This is a genomic window from Exiguobacterium sp. s48 (assembly GCF_018617395.1).
In the GTDB taxonomy this organism is placed as follows: Bacteria; Bacillota; Bacilli; order Exiguobacteriales; family Exiguobacteriaceae; genus Exiguobacterium.
In genome coordinates, this window is record NZ_JACSKC010000001.1 from 775,629 (window position 1) to 791,156 (window position 15,528).

Genomic DNA, 15,528 nt, shown 5'->3' on the forward strand with positions numbered 1-15,528 from the left:
CCAATGGATCACCTCAAAATCATGATATTTTTTAATGAGTTATACCGGGACATAAGAAATAAAACCGAATATCATGCCAAAATTCATACATTTTCCCAGACTGAACGAATGAAAATTGAACCAGTTTCTTCTATATAACTGATCAATCACTCCGCAGTTCATTCTTATCTCTGTCAATTGTACGGATATTCTGGTCTGATATATGTAATGATTGTTAAAATCGCATCATTGTAGCCTACGAGTTTATGATCTTGTTGTTCATATGTCTTGAATGGATCAGTTACTGAATTCAGCAACGCTAGATACTTGTTAACAAATTCATCTTCATACATAGCTCTAACATCTTCTAACATTTGTTCAAATGCTAATAACCGACCTTCGTCATACGATTGATAGTAGGCTTTATCAAATATTGTCTGCTTATGAATAAACATGATTTCTCTCTCAATCATGTTTGCTAAAGTGAACCTCGACAACAATTCATTCTCCAAATGTCTTCCCTCCAGAGCGTCTATAAAAATGATCCCGAAACCTAAAAAAAGTTTTCGTCAATCAGTCTCCTCAAGTCAGTACAATAAACCTTCAAAGTAATCTTCTAACGCAAAATAGAATTCGGGATCAATACAAGATAAAATATTGATGACTGCAGTAGTATAGCCGTTCAATTGATCAGCCTGGCTTCGGCTCGGAAAATTCCCTACTTTATATTGCTCATTCAAATCATCCATCTTTGTTAGGTATTTATCTAAGAACTGATTCTCATTCATCTCCATAACATCTGATAACATATTACGTAAAGCCAGTAGCTGACCTGTTTGAAAATTACGTAGCCGACCTATATGTAGATCTTCCACAGATAAATCTTCAAACACATTATTCGCCTCAACAAAATGAATTTGTCTTTCAATCACATCAATGATCGTGAACGAAGATAGTTTCGTATGATTCACTAGAAAGTCTCCTTCATAATTGATTTAAAAGATAAGCCAGCCTGTAAAAGCCGCATGGACGAGAATGGCAACAGGTACCCCAATCCGGAATTTCGGCTTCAATGTCTTATGTCGGAAGATACGCATTGCCAAATAGGCACCGAATGCCCCACCAATCCATGCCATCGTCAGTAACGTACGCTCCGAAATACGCCAAGCTCCCACGCGAGACCGTCTTTTATCGACAAAATACGACACAAAAGCTAGTAAATTAGTCACAATGTAATATAGCAGTAATAGTTCCAAAGACCAAAACCTCCTTATTTCTTTCTTCATTATATCTTAAATTGGCTCTGTGAAGCCGTTTCAATCGACTGAAACAATTTTCTGAATCCTCTCATTCTCACGAATTGTTCTGTAAATGAACTGATAACACTCTCATATCGTCCTGTAATCGCTGTGAAATATAGAGGTGTTACAGTAAGGGGGCGTTAGAAAAGGGAGGAATATTCTTATGAAAAAACCACTATTGACACTAACGGCACTCGCTGGCCTTAGTTTAGGAGTCGCTGCTCCAGCTTCGGCAGCATCAACACACACAGTTCAGTCTGGAGATACACTATACCGTATCGCCGTGAACAACAACGTCTCTGTAAACGACATCAAACAAGCGAACGGCTTAAACTCAAATATGATTTACCCGAACCAAGTCTTGAAACTTGGAAAGGCAGAAGCAAAAGCTTCTACTGCATCTAAAACGTATACAGTTAAATCAGGTGATACGCTTTATCGTATCGCATTGAACCACGGGGTCTCTGTCAATCAATTGATGACTTGGAACGGTCTTGATTCAGATCTTATTTTCCCTGGACAAGAGTTCGCCGTGAAAGGTGCAGCCGCTGCATCTGTAGCGAATGATGCGAAGACAACAGCACCGAAGACATCGACAACAGCACCAGTTACGAAAACTGCATCGTCTACAACGCAAACCCAAGCTCCGGCTTCAGGTCAGACAATGACAGTTGAAGCAACAGCTTATACACCATATTGTGCAGGATGTTCTGGTATCACAGCGACAGGAATCGACGTTCGTTCGAACCCTAACCAAAAAGTCATCGCGGTCGACCCTTCTGTCATTCCGCTCGGCTCTAAAGTATGGGTTGAAGGATACGGAGAAGCCATCGCAGGAGACACAGGTGGTGCCATTAAAGGTAACCGTATCGACATCTTGATGCCGACACAAGAGCAAGCACTTGCTTTCGGTCGTCAATCCGTTACAATCAAAGTCTTGAACTAATTCAAGCTTATCAAAGACACTGCCATCGGGCGGTGTCTTTTTTTTAGTTCATGTCTTTTCCCAAGGATTCTTCACTTTCGTCAGACCGAGTCGCTTCGCAAGAGGCTTAATCGTCAATCCATGCAAGGCGACAGACGTCACGACTAAACCGAGTGTGATGGGCAGCATCCGCTCCGCGTCTGCGATTCCGAGTTCAGTAATTTCTTGTGCGAAAAAGCCAGTCACTGTCATAGCGACAATCCCTCGAGGGGCAATCCAGCTAATGAGTGCCCGTTCTTGCGTCGTCAAAGGAGAGCCGAGTAATGATGTTTGCACTGAGATGGGACGAACGGTGAACAAGATTCCAAGAATCGACAGCAATAGTGGCCAGTCAAATATAGCGAGTAAACTATCGCGGGTCAAACTCGCCGTCAAAATGATGAAGACGGTCGAAACGAGTAAGATGGAGATATTTTCTTTAAATTCGCGCAGTTGATGTAAGATTCGTGCATGCCCATGTTTAGAATTGGCCATGGTCAACCCCATTGCCGTCACCGCCAATAGACCGACTTCCTGCATCACCCATTCACTGATGGCATAGACAAGAAGCACGCCAGAGAATGTAAGCGTCGTTCGTAAATATTCGGGAACTTTTTCATTCCCGAACAAACGAATTAAGAGATGACCGACGGCAATCCCAAAGGCGACTGCGATGATACAGGACCAAAAGAATGGCAAATGACTGGCGAGTCCATCGTTCTGATAAAGGATGAAACCGACTCGAACCACAAACAAGCCCATTAAGGCTCCGAGCGGATCAACAATGATGCCTTCCCACTTTAAGACTGTAGCCGGACGAGCCGATAAGTTCGCCTGTCGTAATAACGGAATGATGACGGTCGGTCCGGTTACGACGAAGATAGCCCCCAGTGTGAATGCGGGTAGCCAATGAAAATCTCCGACGATGAGGAGGAGGAGCGATGTCAGTATGAAAGAGAGAAATACCCCGACCGTGACGAGGCGAAAGATGTACTTTCGCAAATCATCGATTTCCCGGAACTCGAGACTGAGACTTCCTTCAAATAAAATGAGCGCCACCGCAATCGAAATGAGGGGACTATACAAATCCCCTAGTATTTCGTTAGGATTCAACCACCCGAAAATCGGACCGACGAGGATCCCAGCAATCGTCATAATCAAGATCGCCGGAAAATCAAAGCGCCAAGCGAGTAACTGTGAAAGTGCTCCGATGAGGACTAATAGACTGAATCCAATCATCATGTCTTCCATAAACTCCCCCCATTTCTTCAATTCTACCTATATGTATACCCGAATCATAAAAAACGTTCACTAACATTACCTGATTTCGGGTAAGACATGAAAGAAAGGGAGGGATACGATGGAAGTAACATTCGGACTCATCATCGTCATCTTAACGTGGATCATCTTACTACTTAATCTCACATTTGCCATTACCATCATTTTCTTCGAGAGGAGAGATATCGGGACGACGTGGGCGTGGTTGCTTGTCCTTTTCTTCTTGCCGCTCATCGGATTCTTTGTGTACATTTTCTTTGGCCGCTTGATCAAATCTCAAAACTTTTATCAGGTCGAAGAAGAAAAGCGAGAAGCCTATCATCACCATGTCGAAGAACAATTAGACCAACTCGATCGATCGATAGAACCATTCCACCATCCGTTACTCCTTAAGCATCGGCGACTCGCTCGTCTGAACCTCGTGTCAACGAATGCACTGATGTCTTTTCATAATGACATCAGCACTCTTCATGATGGTACCCAAAAATTCGATCAGCTGTTTCAGGATATCGAACGAGCGACAAAAGAAGTCAATATCCAATACTACATCATTCAAAACGATGCACTCGGTCAATCCTTGATTCGGTTGTTGACGGAGAAGGCAAAACAAGGCTTACGGATTCGACTGCTCTACGATGCAGTTGGGTCAAGAGGACTGAAACACAAACATTTTAAAGATTTTCTCACTCATGGTGGGGAGGTCAAGTCGTTTTTTCCATCAAAGCTAGGGATAAACTTCCGAGTGAACAATCGTAATCACCGAAAGCTCTGTATTATCGACGGAGAACTCGGTTATATCGGCGGATTCAACGTAGGGGACGAGTATCTCGGTAAAGATGAACATTTCGGGTACTGGCGTGATGTACATCTACGGATTGCGGGTGATGCTGTTAAAGAATTGCTAGAACGATTCATCCTAGATTGGAACCGTTCTGTCCCGACGCGTGAAAAAGAAGAGAAGGACGCATTTGTCTGGCCGATTGAGAATGCGATGTTACCTGTCGCTCCGGTACAAATCGTGACATCCGGTCCCAACTCGTCGACAGAACACTTAAAGAATATGCTCGTCAAAATGATTAGCCAATCTAAAGAATGCATCTACATCCAGACCCCGTACTTCATTCCAGATGCTAGTTTTCTCGACGCCTGTCGGATCGCACTCATGGCTGGTACAAAAATAAAGATCATGATTCCAAACAAACCGGACCATATGTTTGTCTATTGGGCAACATATGCGAATGCAGCTGAGCTTGTTCGTTACGGCGCAGAAGTGTTTACGTATGAGGAAGGTTTCCTCCATGCGAAGACACTTGTCATCGATGGGGAAGTCGCCTCAATCGGAACGACGAACATCGATGCCCGAAGCTTCCGACTCAATTTTGAAATCTCGGCGCTCATTTTTGATCGCACGGTCGCACAATCTGTCATCGATGCGTTCGAGCGAGACGAAGCTCGTGCCGAACGACTGACGATTGAACGATATGAATCAAGAACGCGGTGGATTCGTTTTAAGGAAAGTGTATCGCGTCTACTCAGTCCTATTCTTTAAAACAAAACATCCGGCAGAGGACACTCCTCATAGCCGGATGTTTTTTAGCGGTTTTTCACTTGCTCGACGAGTCGCTTGAACGAATCGTTGATCTCTTGTGGGGCTTCTTTGTCCCCATACTCTGCAGCTTCTAGCCACTCAGCGTAAAGCGAATGGTTTGTGAACTCAATTCGTTTCAACCATTCAGACACCGTCTCCTCGCGCAAACGAGGGTGATGATGCTCAAGCTTTCGTCCCGTCTCAAGGAGTTGAATCTGACGAGGTGAGCGGACCATGCGCTTATCTGAAAGTGTCGGATGATGAATACTTTTTGGAATCATCCCATCTTCTTGGATATCTTTCCGCTTCTGTAAGTAGAAGAACAAGAAAACTCCAATCAATAAGATGGCGACAAAGACGCCGATGAAAAACAAAGACTCATTCGAAGCAGATTCGAATAATGTCTCTTGAGACAACGTATCCGCATCAAGATTCGGGTTGTCTGGTACGAGAAACCGATTGACGCGATCATTTGGATCGAGAACGATTCCGTCGAACCAGCTACCAATCCATAAAAAGAAAGGACTGATCCAAGCAATCACATTTCCGAATAGAAGTTCCTTTATCGTACGAATGATCAGGGATACGACCAGACCGATTCCTAGACCGAGGGCGAGCATCGTCACCATCCGCTTATAATCACGACGATAATACAGATTCCGTTGCCAAATCAAAAAGATGAACGGAAAGAGGACCATTGCAAGCGATTGTGTCGCCGGTGGGAATAACCAGTCCGCCACTAGGAAGAGCACACTCGCCATCGCGTAGCGGTCTGTCCAATCTAACGTCCGGATGAACGCATGTACGTACGTGAAAATCAAAAGCAAGATGCTCATCTCATAAGAAAAATACAAGGCGGCGATACTTATGAGCGTTTGCACGATCAATTGTGTGTTTCGAGAGAGACGGAGCGTCAATAAAAAGAGCAGTGGAAAGACATGTCCGATATAAAAGGCTGCGAAGACCCACCATAACCATCTCATTGGCCGTCACCTCCTAACCGGAGAATGGATTGATTCCCGCTATACTTGGCCACTTTTCGTTCGAACAGCGACCTAGCGAGTGGGAAGTCACTCTCTGATAGACAAGCAAACGTAGTCATGATCTTACGAAAATGCACTTCTCCACTACCAGGTTGCAAATCATACGTGATCCCATCTTTCGTAAGCGTCGGGACAATCAATCCATAGCTTGCGTTCTCTTTTTCAAAGTCACGGCATAGTGCTGCCGCTTGTGAGATGAGACGTTCCATCTGATACGTAAGGGCTCGTCCGTCTTTCGTCAGCAAATCGAGGACAATGACATACTCATTCGCCTGTACGGGTTGTTCCGTACGAGCGAGAAGTTCCCCCGTTTTTGCATAAGCAGACCAATACAGCTGACGCATCGGCTGTCCATGGTACGGCGTGACTGATTGGAACGTTTCCGGGTCACGATAGGCACTATGCCGTACCATCTCCTCACCAGGAAGGGTAGGAGGGCGCTTTGGAATCGGATACGGTGAGAACTCAGGAAATACATAACCGATTCGTGGGAGAGCGTCTTCCTTGTATAGAGAAAACATTCGAAGCGGGTCACGAATCTCTAAGCCGATTGCCTCTAACCGAATCGGACCACGTTTCTTCGCATGAAGCGGAATGGTGAACTCGACAGTTGCATTTGTCTCGACAAAATTCTCCTGTCGCCAAAAGGCGTGCCCTTCAGACTCGACCGTCGGATGTAAATAGCCGGATAATCGAACAACCCCAAGCGGCACTTTTGCTGTCGATACAAGGTTCAAGACATACACGGCATCGTCATTCGGAAAAAGTTTTAGCTCTTCTGTGAGGTCGATTCGGATATGCTCCGCCAACCGGAACATGAATGCCGGCATGACCAAGGCGTAGAGGCTGAACCCAATCAATAGACTCGCAATCAAGACATTTCCATACAGTGCCGTAAAGATCCCGACGACGAACAAGAGCCACATATAGCCGGACTCGAGATAGCGTGGGCTGACTAATTGCATCTTACACCTCTGAAGGGACCGGGATGGTCTCGAGTACAGATTTAATGAGCTTAGTCGGTTTTGTCTTCAGTGAAGCCTCGACCGTCAAGACGATGCGGTGTCCTAGAATTGGTAGTGCGAGCGCCCGAATGTCTTCTGGAGACACGTAATCGCGTCCTTCCATATAAGCGTGCGCACGAGCCGCCATCGTATAGGCAAGCGTTGCACGAGGGCTAGGTCCAACCTCGATATCCCGATGATGTCGAAGGGACTCCATCAAATCGAGTAAATAATCTTCGATTGCCTCATGGAATCGTACATTTCGGACCTCCTGTTGCATCTTCAACAGCTCATCTTGCTGCAATGAAAATGATTCGGTCGAGAGGTGTTCGTTTCGAATCAGTCGCCGCTCTGAATCACGCGAGAGCGGGGCGAGGGTCAACTTGAATAAAAAACGGTCCAACTGAGCCTGCGGGAGCGGGAACGTTCCTTGTCCGTCGAACGGGTTTTGCGTGGCAATCATAAAAAACGGATCGGGCAGTTTAAGTGACACTTCCCCAAGTGTGACTTGTCGCTCCTGCATCGCTTCGAGTAACGCGGATTGCGTACGTGGTGTCGTCCGGTTGATTTCATCGACCAGTAAAATCGAAGTGAAAATTGGACCTGTTCGACGTTCAAACGCGCCAGTTGTCGGATTAAATAGTTCCATCCCTAAAATATCACTCGGTAATGTGTCCGGTGTACATTGGACACGCTGAAACGTTGCCGAAATCGAACTCGCCAAACTACGCGCGAGAGTCGTTTTTCCCGTACCGGGACGATCTTCAAGCAATACATGTCCCCCGGATAATAAAGCAATCGAGGCAAGCTTAATCGCCTTCGATTGACCAATGACTTGATCATTCAAATGTGAAACCCATGGATGGTTCATTCAAAATCCCCCTATATTTTTCTGATAATTAAGAAAATCATAGCATATTCACCTCAGGAGATGTACGGAAAATCCAATCAATAAAAAAGACCGACTGGTTACAACCAGTCAGTCAGCGCTTTGGAGAATCCAAATATCGTTCAAAATGACGTTCGAGCCAATCTTGGAAAAACGACATAAATGTACAGATCCCCCAGTAAATCAACGCGACGACGATATAGACCGTCATGTAGTCGAATTCTCGTCCACCGACGATCTTGGCCTTGTTAAAGATCTCAGGTACCGTGATCATCGCGGCGAGCGAACTCGCTTTAATCAAATCGAGAAAGACATTCGAGAGCGGGGGAAGGGCGATCCGAGTCGCCTGCGGCAAAATGACACCTTTTAACGTCAAAAATTTACCCATCCCAAGCGAGCGTGCCGCCTCAACTTGTCCTGTATCGACCGCGCGAATCGAAGAGCGGATAATCTCAGCAATATAGGCAGCTGAATTTAAACTGAACCCGAGAATGGCTGCCGTCAATGCGGCAAACTCGATCCCGATGAATGGGAATCCCGAATAGAGGATAAACAAGATGATCAAGATGGGCACACCACGCATGAACGAGATGTAAAAAGTGGACGGATAGCGCAGAAGGCGTGTCGGGGACAGCTTACCTAACGCCAATACGAGACCGAGCACGAGACCAAAAAACATACTGAGAAATGAAATCCAAAGCGTATTCGGTAGTCCACCCAACAAATAAGGAAACGATCGGATGGCTAGGTCTACGTCAAAGATGGCGTCCCATTTGATATCCGAGAACGTCATATCGACTCCTTACTTCGTCTCGACGATTGTCGCATCCACGTCAGGTTCAACCGAGACGTCCGCTCCGTTGTAGAATTGCTCAGACAACTCTTTGACCGTACCGTCTTCGAGCATCTCTTCTAACACCCGGTCAATGTTTTCCTGGAGCTCATCATTCTCATTGTCCATCAAGAAAGCCACTTCTTGTGGGTTATAGGCGATATCCGGGTGGATGGTAATATCGAACTCAGGGAAAAAGGCGAGTGCGAGTGTCTGGAGGTAGTAATCGTTCAAGATGACGTCAGTGCGTCCAGTCGAAACGTCACGCAAATACTGATCATTCGTTGCGTTGTCATAAATGACTTCTTCAGCGCCATATTGACGAGCCACGTCCATGAAGACGGTCGTCGCTTCACCAGCGGCTTTTTTGCCTTTCAAGTCTTCAAGCGACTCAATGCCTGAAAGATCACTCTTCCGAACGATGGCTGTCCCGTATGTGTACTTATACGGTTTCGAGAAGGCAAATTTCTCTTTACGGTCTTCTGTGACCGAGATGTCGTTTGCTGCGACATCAATCTGTCCGTTTTGAACGCTTGTCAACATGTTGTCAAACGCCATTTCTTTAAATTCGATTTCAAGATCGAGACGTTTCGCAATCTCTTTCATGAGTTCTACGTCAAAACCAGTCAACATGTCGCTCTCTTCTTCACGGAAAGAAGCGGGGTAGAGCGTACCGGCCGTACCGACTGTCAACGTTCCTTCCTCTTGAATTTCTTCCCAGCGTGTCTGATCTGCTTGATTCGTGCTATCATCACCACAAGCGGCGAGCGGGACTGCTAAGAACAATGTTGCGGCTAATCCTTTTGTCGTTCGTTTCACAAGAATTCCTCCTTAAGATGCTTCATCTGTCTAAAAATAGCATGACTTCAATGGTCTAGCAACTGTGAAGCATCTATCAAACAGATGAAATAGATATTTGAAACGAATATTCATGAAGCGCTATCATTCCTTTGAATTCAAAAATCATTGGAATAATACAGCGTTTCATTTAACGTGAAACAGAACAAATCATTCCTTTCCAGCCTGATTATAATCATAATGAATGATAGGAAGGTCATACGAAAAAATATTGGAGGTGAAACAGATGAACCCAATCCAAATTGTCGCATTGCACAAATCACTCATTCCACAAGTGAATGATGCGAATGACCCGTTTCCAATCATTGGTCGAATCATTCCTAGCTATTTAAATGGAGCATGGACTTACAGAGAAGAATTGAATATGGAGATTTCGGAGCTTAAATTTCCCGATGACCGATTAGATTGGGATCATTATATCGACCAGGATGATCGTGTTGTGTATCTAGCCATGGATGCGGATACTTGCGTTGGGCAAATCCGACTCACGACGGACTGGAGTCGATTCGCATACATTGAAAACATCGCGGTCCGTCAATCGTATCGTAAACGTGGAGTCGGACGGATGCTGCTTGAAATGGCAGAATGTTGGGCGAAGGAGAAACAACTCATTGGATTATCATTAGAAGCACAAAATGATAACTTGATTGCATGCAGATTTTATCGAAAAGAGGGATTCCAACTAGGTGGAGTCGACTCAATCAAACAATATGCGAATCCACAAATCGAATTGACCTTATATTGGTACCGAATTTTCACATAGGAGGGGAAATCAAATTTGAGCGGAAATCGCTCTCTTTTTTTTAATAGTTTACATAACATATATTATCAGTAAAAATAAGAACTCATCTCATTATCTTAGTATACTTATGATAGTGAGATGAGTTAGAAAAATTAAGATGAATGCGTATATCGAATTAATGTGACGCCAAGTTCGGGTTCGAATTCCGCGCTTCTTTCGAATCCGAGTTTCGTATATAGACGCTTGGCTGGGCCATTATGCTTGCCGGTGTGCACATATATGAGTTTACCTTTGTGAAGTTTCAGCACGTGTTCGAGTAACGTCGTCGCCAGTCTCGCCCGAAAGTATGTCGGATCAATACATAGTTTCGTGATTTCCACCGTAGTTTCAGACGACTCGATGGTCACAAATCCAATGATCCGCTCTTCGATAAATAGCCCATAGCTCGTTCCGGGCAAATTTTGAATAACATCAATCGTCTCATATCGTGCCGGAATCTCATCAAAACCGAGCAATTCTGCTTCAACAGCATACGCATTTCGTTGAATTTCAAGCATCTGGCGTGCTTGTTCGAATTGCTGTATAGGGATCTCTTTCAGTTGCATGCTTCAACCCTCCCGTTAACGGATGAACTTTCTCGCCTGTTTCCGTTTCGCACGTTTCAATGCTAAATAGAGGCGATGCGTCCCTTTGAGCGGTGAACCGTGTCCGACAAATGTCAGGAGCGGTGATAAATCGATCAGGCGTTCCGCGCTCTTGACGGCAACCGAACGATTCCAAGTTGCGATGCCGGGCAATGGGAACAAAGGACGTACGTCCCCTGCCACCGCTGCCCCTCCTTGTGATTGAAAAGCATCACCTGCGAATAAGATTCGGTTTGATTCGTCATAAAAAGCAATCGACCCAGGCGTATGCCCCGCTGCATCAAGAACCCGTAACCCAAATAGCCGCTCGCCTGGATCGATCAGCCTATCCGGTTTGGAGCGAATCGTCGGTAAGGAACCACGAATCTTGTTTTGTTCATCCTCATCTAGTGAACGGTCTCCTGATAGTAAGCGAGCATCACGTCGAGACATGTATAGCTCTGCGAGAGGATGTTCAGACTTGATGGCATCTACCCCGCCGACATGATCGCCATGGGCATGAGTCAATAAAATGGCGAGAAGTGGCTTATCCAGCTCGTTAATATAAGACAAAATATGTGCCGCATTCCGCTCGAGTGCCGTATCAATCAATACGAGTCCCAGTTCATGCTCGAACAATTGCACATTTATCGGTAAGATCGGTGAATAAAAAGTGAGTAGATGAATGTGTCCGTATCGTCTAACTTTCATCGGATCAGCCTCCTAGTCGAATAGAGTGGTCCAGTCCTCTTCCTGCCAATGAGCATCAAAGCACATATGAATCTGTTCAAGTGTGTTACGGGCAAGAGAGAGTTCTGGCAAATGATCACGTTCAAAGAATCCAACGTCAGTCGTCTCCATCCCTGCCGTCCCTTCCTCGTCACCAATCAATGCGCACTCGATGAAAAGTTTATAATAGTGCTCAGAAAGTGGCGGGTGCGGATGCTCGTGCATGTCGAATAAGGCGAGCAAACGAATCGGAATCACGTCTAGCCCCGCCTCTTCCTCTACTTCTTTGATGATGTTCGAAGCGGGTGAACGATTTACTTCACAAAATCCTCCTGGTAACGTCCATAATCCGTCTGACCGCTCTTTCACAAGTAGGAGTCGGTCCTCTTTGAAAACAACGCCTCGAACATCAAGTTTCGGTGTTGGATATCCATCGACATGGGTCAACTTTGTAACAATCTCCTTCGGCAGGTCGGAATGTCGTTCGAACATCTCTTTAGCGATTTCCTGAAGCTCTTCGTACCGTTCTCGGTCATACTGATCACGTGTGAATGTCAGACCGGCCTGAGATAGCGCCTGAATCCGCTTCGCCCACGTTAGCCATTGAGACATATAGATCCCCCTATCTTTTGTCCTACATGTCTTTTTCGGCAAATCGACAAGTTGTTCCTTTTCCAATACTAAATTTCTTGAGAGGCATATCGAATCCTGGATATATGTATAATGAAAGTGAGAGGTGGGATAAGATGAATCGTTATGAATTAAACGGATTTTTCGAAGACCTGATACACTATTCAGAATCTGACTTGCGGTATAAGCATGCCCCAAAAATTTGGTCGATCGGACAGATGTATGACCATCTCATTTTGGTCGCGAGTGAATACTTGGATGAAGTCGAGATTTGTTTACGGGGTGATGGCGTTTCAGATGGTGAGAAGACACCGTTTGGAGAGAAGTTATTCATGGAAGGTGGTTTTCCTCCAATAAAAATCGAGCTTCCTCCAGAAATGAACCAACCGCCGAACAATACGGATTCTAGTGTCACGCTTCAAGAGCGAATGCAAAGCTTGATTTCAAGAATGAAAACGTTGGAATCGCAGTTAGAGAATACCGCCGAGGATCGTAAAACGTTTCACGGTGGGTTTGGCTGGTTGAATGCGACAGAATGGTTCGAGCTCGTCGAGATGCATACGAGACATCATCGTCTCCAACAACGTGAGCTTGAAACGTGGATCAAACAAAAAGACCTATAATCGGCAATAATGCTGATTATAGGTCTTTTTTCACTTCGTTAATCGAGATAGACGTCCTCAATCTCACCAAATGAGTCCTCGTCAAAGACGAATGACCCGTTGGCATAGCGATCAAGTAGCGTCAGACTCTTCGTACTCACTTCTTTTGCCTTCTCTTTCCCGACGATATGCAATGTCTCATCCCCATGTACCGGGAGTACACGTCGGATTTGGTGCGGTTTAGATTTTACCTCACGAATGAGCATCGTACCGCGAAGGTTGCGGTTCGTACAATCGAACTGGTCTTCGAGCTTCATCTTCTTGACCGCTCCTCGTTGCGTCACGAGGACGAACAACGGTGGCGTAAAGAAGGAGAAGGCATCGGCGACAACGTCACCGTCTTTCAAGTTCATCGCCTTCACACCGGCTGCCCGCTGTCCGACGACCGGGACATCATCCTCTTTGAACCAGAGGCCGTAGCCACGTTCTGAGACGAGGAACAACTGCCCAGGACCGTCACTGATCCCTGCGAAAACGACCTCATCGTCACCTTTTAGTTTCAAGGCCATGAGCGGTTTCGATTTCCGCTGCGCGTCATAGTCTCGTAACGGCGTACGTTTAACCATCCCGTCTTTCGTCACGAAGAGGCAGTGGGCATCTGTCTCGAACGTCGAGACGACGTCTGCCGAGATGACCTGTTCCCCTTCGATCGGGACGAGGTTGGCGACGTGCTGTCCGGCATCCTTCCATTTCGATTCTGGGATCTGATGGATTGGGACGAGGAGATAGCTGCCCTTGTTCGTCCAGACGAGCAAGTGGTCTGTCGTCATCGCCTGTGTCGTGAGAAGCGGACGGTCTTTTTCCTTCATCTCGGGCAAGACGTCACTAGACGCGCCATACGAGCGCATCGAGGCACGTTTGACATACCCGTCACGACTGACGAATACCATCGTCTCCTCGACGGCGATCATGACTTCGGTCTTCAGTTTCAATTCTTCGACTTCCGATTCGATGACCGAGCGACGGTCATCGCCGAATTCATCACGGAGCGCCGTGAGCTCCTTCACGATCAACTTCCGTTTCGTCGAATCCACCTCGAGGATGTTCGAGAGACGAATAATTTCTTTCTGTAGAGACTTCGCTTCTTTTTGCAACTCGACGATGTCTGTGTTCGTAAGTCGATACAATTGGAGCATGACGACGGCTTCGGCCTGACGTTCCGTGAATGAGAACCGCTCCATCAGTTTCTTCTTCGCATCCGCTTTGTCTTTTGCGGAACGAATCAATTCGAGCGTCTCATCGAGAACCGAGATGGCTTGTTCTAAAGCATCGACGATTTCAGCGCGTTTTTTCGCCTGTTCGAGCTCGAACGTTGTCCGGCGTGTCACCACCTCTTCGACGTGCTTCAAATAGGCGTCGATGATTGGGATGATTCCCATCTGTTTCGGTGTCCGGTTCACGATGGAGACCATATTGTAGTTATAGGCGAGCTGTAGGTCCGTATGCTTCAAGAAGAAGTGAAGGACACCTTCTGCGTCCGCTTCTTTCTTCAATTCGATGACGACCCGAAGGCCGGTCCGGTCCGTCTCATCACGGACTTCCGCGACGCCTTCGACTTTTTTGTCGAGACGGAGCTCTTCCATCTTTTTGACGAGGTTCGCCTTGTTCACTTCATACGGGAGTTCGGTGATCGTGATCTGTTCACGTCCACCTTTTAATTGCTCAATCTCGGACTTCGCCCGGATGATGACCTTCCCTTTACCGGTCTCGAACGCCTTGAGGATACCGTCTTTCCCCATGACCGTCCCACCAGTCGGGAAGTCGGGACCCGTGACATACTCGAGGGCGTCTTTTGCCGTAGCGACCTGACCCTTCAGGCGTGCGATGGCGAGGTTGAGGACTTCCGTCAAGTTATGCGGTGGGATTTCTGTCGCATAACCGGCTGAGATCCCAGTCGTCCCGTTCATGAGCAAGTTCGGGAGGAGCGACGGCAAGACGAGCGGCTCTTCAGTCGAGTCGTCAAAGTTTGGCGTATAGTCGACCGTGTTCTTCGCAATCGACGTCAGCATGACTCCTGCAATCTTCGAGAGACGCGCTTCCGTATAACGCATGGCCGCTGCCGGGTCACCGTCCATCGATCCGTTGTTCCCATGCATGTCGATGAGCGGATAGCGTAATTTCCAATCTTGCGATAGGCGTACCATCGCCTCATAGACAGACGAGTCACCGTGTGGGTGATAGTTCCCGATGACGTTCCCTACCGTCTTGGCGGACTTCCGGTACGGCTTGTCGTTCGTATTTCCCTCATGGTGCATCGCATATAGAATCCGGCGCTGTACGGGCTTGAGCCCGTCACGAGCATCCGGTAAGGCACGGTCTTGGATAATATATTTCGAATAACGCCCGAACCGGTCACCTACGACCTGTTCGAGAGATAAGTTTAAAATGTGTTGAATCGTCGACATC

General features: G+C 46.5%; 17 protein-coding genes. 4 read left to right on the plus strand and 13 right to left on the minus strand.

The features are described 5' to 3' along the window. Positions 1-173: 173 nt before the first annotated feature. The 3 genes from KNO66_RS03995 to KNO66_RS04005 all read right to left on the minus strand — a co-directional run bounded on the left by KNO66_RS03995 (position 174) and on the right by KNO66_RS04005 (position 1,265). Positions 174-452 carry a hypothetical protein gene (locus tag KNO66_RS03995; RefSeq protein ID WP_214740647.1) on the minus strand — a complete coding sequence of 93 codons (279 nt, stop codon included), beginning with the start codon at positions 450-452 and terminating at the stop codon, positions 174-176. A 114-nt stretch (positions 453-566) separates the two neighbouring features. After that, positions 567-950 carry a hypothetical protein gene (locus tag KNO66_RS04000; protein ID WP_214740649.1) on the minus strand — a complete coding sequence of 128 codons (384 nt, stop codon included), beginning with the start codon at positions 948-950 and terminating at the stop codon, positions 567-569. A 24-nt stretch (positions 951-974) separates the two neighbouring features. Further along, positions 975-1,265 (minus strand): DUF1294 domain-containing protein, encoded by a 291-nt coding sequence (locus tag KNO66_RS04005; RefSeq protein ID WP_285800749.1) that lies wholly within the window; start codon positions 1,263-1,265, stop codon positions 975-977. Positions 1,266-1,443: 178 nt separating this feature from the next. Here KNO66_RS04005 and KNO66_RS04010 point away from each other — a divergent pair, with 178 nt between their 5' ends. After that, on the plus strand, positions 1,444-2,226 hold the full coding sequence (locus tag KNO66_RS04010; protein WP_214740653.1) for a LysM peptidoglycan-binding and 3D domain-containing protein: 783 nt from the start codon (positions 1,444-1,446) through the stop codon (positions 2,224-2,226). Positions 2,227-2,274: 48 nt separating this feature from the next. Here the strand turns inward: KNO66_RS04010 and KNO66_RS04015 are convergent, their stop codons facing one another. Beyond that, on the minus strand, positions 2,275-3,495 hold the full coding sequence (locus KNO66_RS04015; RefSeq protein ID WP_214740655.1) for a cation:proton antiporter: 1,221 nt from the start codon (positions 3,493-3,495) through the stop codon (positions 2,275-2,277). A gap of 109 nt (positions 3,496-3,604) precedes the next feature. Between KNO66_RS04015 and cls the strand changes: the two genes are divergently transcribed. Next, the gene (cls, locus tag KNO66_RS04020) at positions 3,605-5,071 is read left to right on the plus strand and encodes a cardiolipin synthase (RefSeq protein WP_214740657.1); all 1,467 of its coding nucleotides are present in this window, start codon (positions 3,605-3,607) and stop codon (positions 5,069-5,071) included. Positions 5,072-5,115: 44 nt separating this feature from the next. On the opposite strand, the gene KNO66_RS04025 is transcribed toward cls, so the two are convergent. The 5 genes from KNO66_RS04025 to KNO66_RS04045 form a co-directional block, all read right to left on the minus strand. Continuing rightward, on the minus strand, positions 5,116-6,093 hold the full coding sequence (locus tag KNO66_RS04025; RefSeq protein WP_214740659.1) for a hypothetical protein: 978 nt from the start codon (positions 6,091-6,093) through the stop codon (positions 5,116-5,118). Continuing rightward, positions 6,090-7,118 carry a DUF58 domain-containing protein gene (locus KNO66_RS04030; RefSeq protein WP_214740661.1) on the minus strand — a complete coding sequence of 343 codons (1,029 nt, stop codon included), beginning with the start codon at positions 7,116-7,118 and terminating at the stop codon, positions 6,090-6,092. The genes KNO66_RS04025 and KNO66_RS04030 overlap by 4 nt, the downstream gene beginning before the upstream one ends. Position 7,119: 1 nt before the next feature. Beyond that, entirely contained in the window at positions 7,120-8,028 is a 909-nt protein-coding gene (locus KNO66_RS04035; RefSeq protein ID WP_214740663.1) for an AAA family ATPase, read from the minus strand. 112 nt (positions 8,029-8,140) lie between these two features. Continuing rightward, positions 8,141-8,839: an amino acid ABC transporter permease gene (locus KNO66_RS04040; RefSeq protein ID WP_214740665.1), complete on the minus strand. Its 699-nt coding sequence runs from the start codon at positions 8,837-8,839 to the stop codon at positions 8,141-8,143. Between the two features lie 9 nt (positions 8,840-8,848). Continuing rightward, positions 8,849-9,697, minus strand: coding sequence for a transporter substrate-binding domain-containing protein (locus KNO66_RS04045; RefSeq protein WP_214740667.1), 849 nt, complete (start codon positions 9,695-9,697; stop codon positions 8,849-8,851). Positions 9,698-9,962: 265 nt separating this feature from the next. Between KNO66_RS04045 and KNO66_RS04050 the strand changes: the two genes are divergently transcribed. Next, the gene (locus KNO66_RS04050; RefSeq protein ID WP_214740668.1) at positions 9,963-10,499 is read left to right on the plus strand and encodes a GNAT family N-acetyltransferase; all 537 of its coding nucleotides are present in this window, start codon (positions 9,963-9,965) and stop codon (positions 10,497-10,499) included. A gap of 131 nt (positions 10,500-10,630) precedes the next feature. Here the strand turns inward: KNO66_RS04050 and KNO66_RS04055 are convergent, their stop codons facing one another. From KNO66_RS04055 to KNO66_RS04065, 3 genes are read right to left on the minus strand one after another with little or no spacing between them, the layout of a single operon-like run. After that, positions 10,631-11,083: a GNAT family N-acetyltransferase gene (locus tag KNO66_RS04055; protein WP_214740671.1), complete on the minus strand. Its 453-nt coding sequence runs from the start codon at positions 11,081-11,083 to the stop codon at positions 10,631-10,633. A gap of 15 nt (positions 11,084-11,098) precedes the next feature. After that, positions 11,099-11,812 (minus strand): MBL fold metallo-hydrolase, encoded by a 714-nt coding sequence (locus tag KNO66_RS04060; RefSeq protein WP_214740673.1) that lies wholly within the window; start codon positions 11,810-11,812, stop codon positions 11,099-11,101. 12 nt (positions 11,813-11,824) lie between these two features. Beyond that, positions 11,825-12,442, minus strand: coding sequence for an NUDIX hydrolase (locus KNO66_RS04065; protein ID WP_214740675.1), 618 nt, complete (start codon positions 12,440-12,442; stop codon positions 11,825-11,827). 134 nt (positions 12,443-12,576) lie between these two features. On the opposite strand from KNO66_RS04065, the gene KNO66_RS04070 reads away from it, so the two are divergent. Continuing rightward, positions 12,577-13,083 (plus strand): DinB family protein, encoded by a 507-nt coding sequence (locus tag KNO66_RS04070; protein ID WP_214740678.1) that lies wholly within the window; start codon positions 12,577-12,579, stop codon positions 13,081-13,083. A gap of 38 nt (positions 13,084-13,121) precedes the next feature. Here the strand turns inward: KNO66_RS04070 and parC are convergent, their stop codons facing one another. Beyond that, the gene (parC, locus tag KNO66_RS04075) at positions 13,122-15,527 is read right to left on the minus strand and encodes a DNA topoisomerase IV subunit A (RefSeq protein WP_214740680.1); all 2,406 of its coding nucleotides are present in this window, start codon (positions 15,525-15,527) and stop codon (positions 13,122-13,124) included. Between the last annotated feature and the right edge of the window lies 1 nt (position 15,528).

Coding starts and splice junctions, on each gene's coding strand:
- KNO66_RS04010 (WP_214740653.1), top strand. CDS start 1,444: ATGAAAAAACCACTATTGACACTAACGGCACTCGCTGGCCTTAGTTTA.
- KNO66_RS04030 (WP_214740661.1), bottom strand. CDS start 7,118: ATGCAATTAGTCAGCCCACGCTATCTCGAGTCCGGCTATATGTGGCTC.
- KNO66_RS04035 (WP_214740663.1), bottom strand. CDS start 8,028: ATGAACCATCCATGGGTTTCACATTTGAATGATCAAGTCATTGGTCAA.
- cls (WP_214740657.1), top strand. CDS start 3,605: ATGGAAGTAACATTCGGACTCATCATCGTCATCTTAACGTGGATCATC.
- KNO66_RS04065 (WP_214740675.1), bottom strand. CDS start 12,442: ATGTCTCAATGGCTAACGTGGGCGAAGCGGATTCAGGCGCTATCTCAG.
- KNO66_RS04040 (WP_214740665.1), bottom strand. CDS start 8,839: ATGACGTTCTCGGATATCAAATGGGACGCCATCTTTGACGTAGACCTA.
- KNO66_RS04070 (WP_214740678.1), top strand. CDS start 12,577: ATGAATCGTTATGAATTAAACGGATTTTTCGAAGACCTGATACACTAT.
- KNO66_RS04015 (WP_214740655.1), bottom strand. CDS start 3,495: ATGGAAGACATGATGATTGGATTCAGTCTATTAGTCCTCATCGGAGCA.
- KNO66_RS04050 (WP_214740668.1), top strand. CDS start 9,963: ATGAACCCAATCCAAATTGTCGCATTGCACAAATCACTCATTCCACAA.
- KNO66_RS04025 (WP_214740659.1), bottom strand. CDS start 6,093: ATGAGATGGTTATGGTGGGTCTTCGCAGCCTTTTATATCGGACATGTC.
- KNO66_RS03995 (WP_214740647.1), bottom strand. CDS start 452: ATGATTGAGAGAGAAATCATGTTTATTCATAAGCAGACAATATTTGAT.
- KNO66_RS04060 (WP_214740673.1), bottom strand. CDS start 11,812: ATGAAAGTTAGACGATACGGACACATTCATCTACTCACTTTTTATTCA.
- KNO66_RS04005 (WP_285800749.1), bottom strand. CDS start 1,265: ATGAAGAAAGAAATAAGGAGGTTTTGGTCTTTGGAACTATTACTGCTA.
- KNO66_RS04055 (WP_214740671.1), bottom strand. CDS start 11,083: ATGCAACTGAAAGAGATCCCTATACAGCAATTCGAACAAGCACGCCAG.
- parC (WP_214740680.1), bottom strand. CDS start 15,527: ATGTCGACGATTCAACACATTTTAAACTTATCTCTCGAACAGGTCGTA.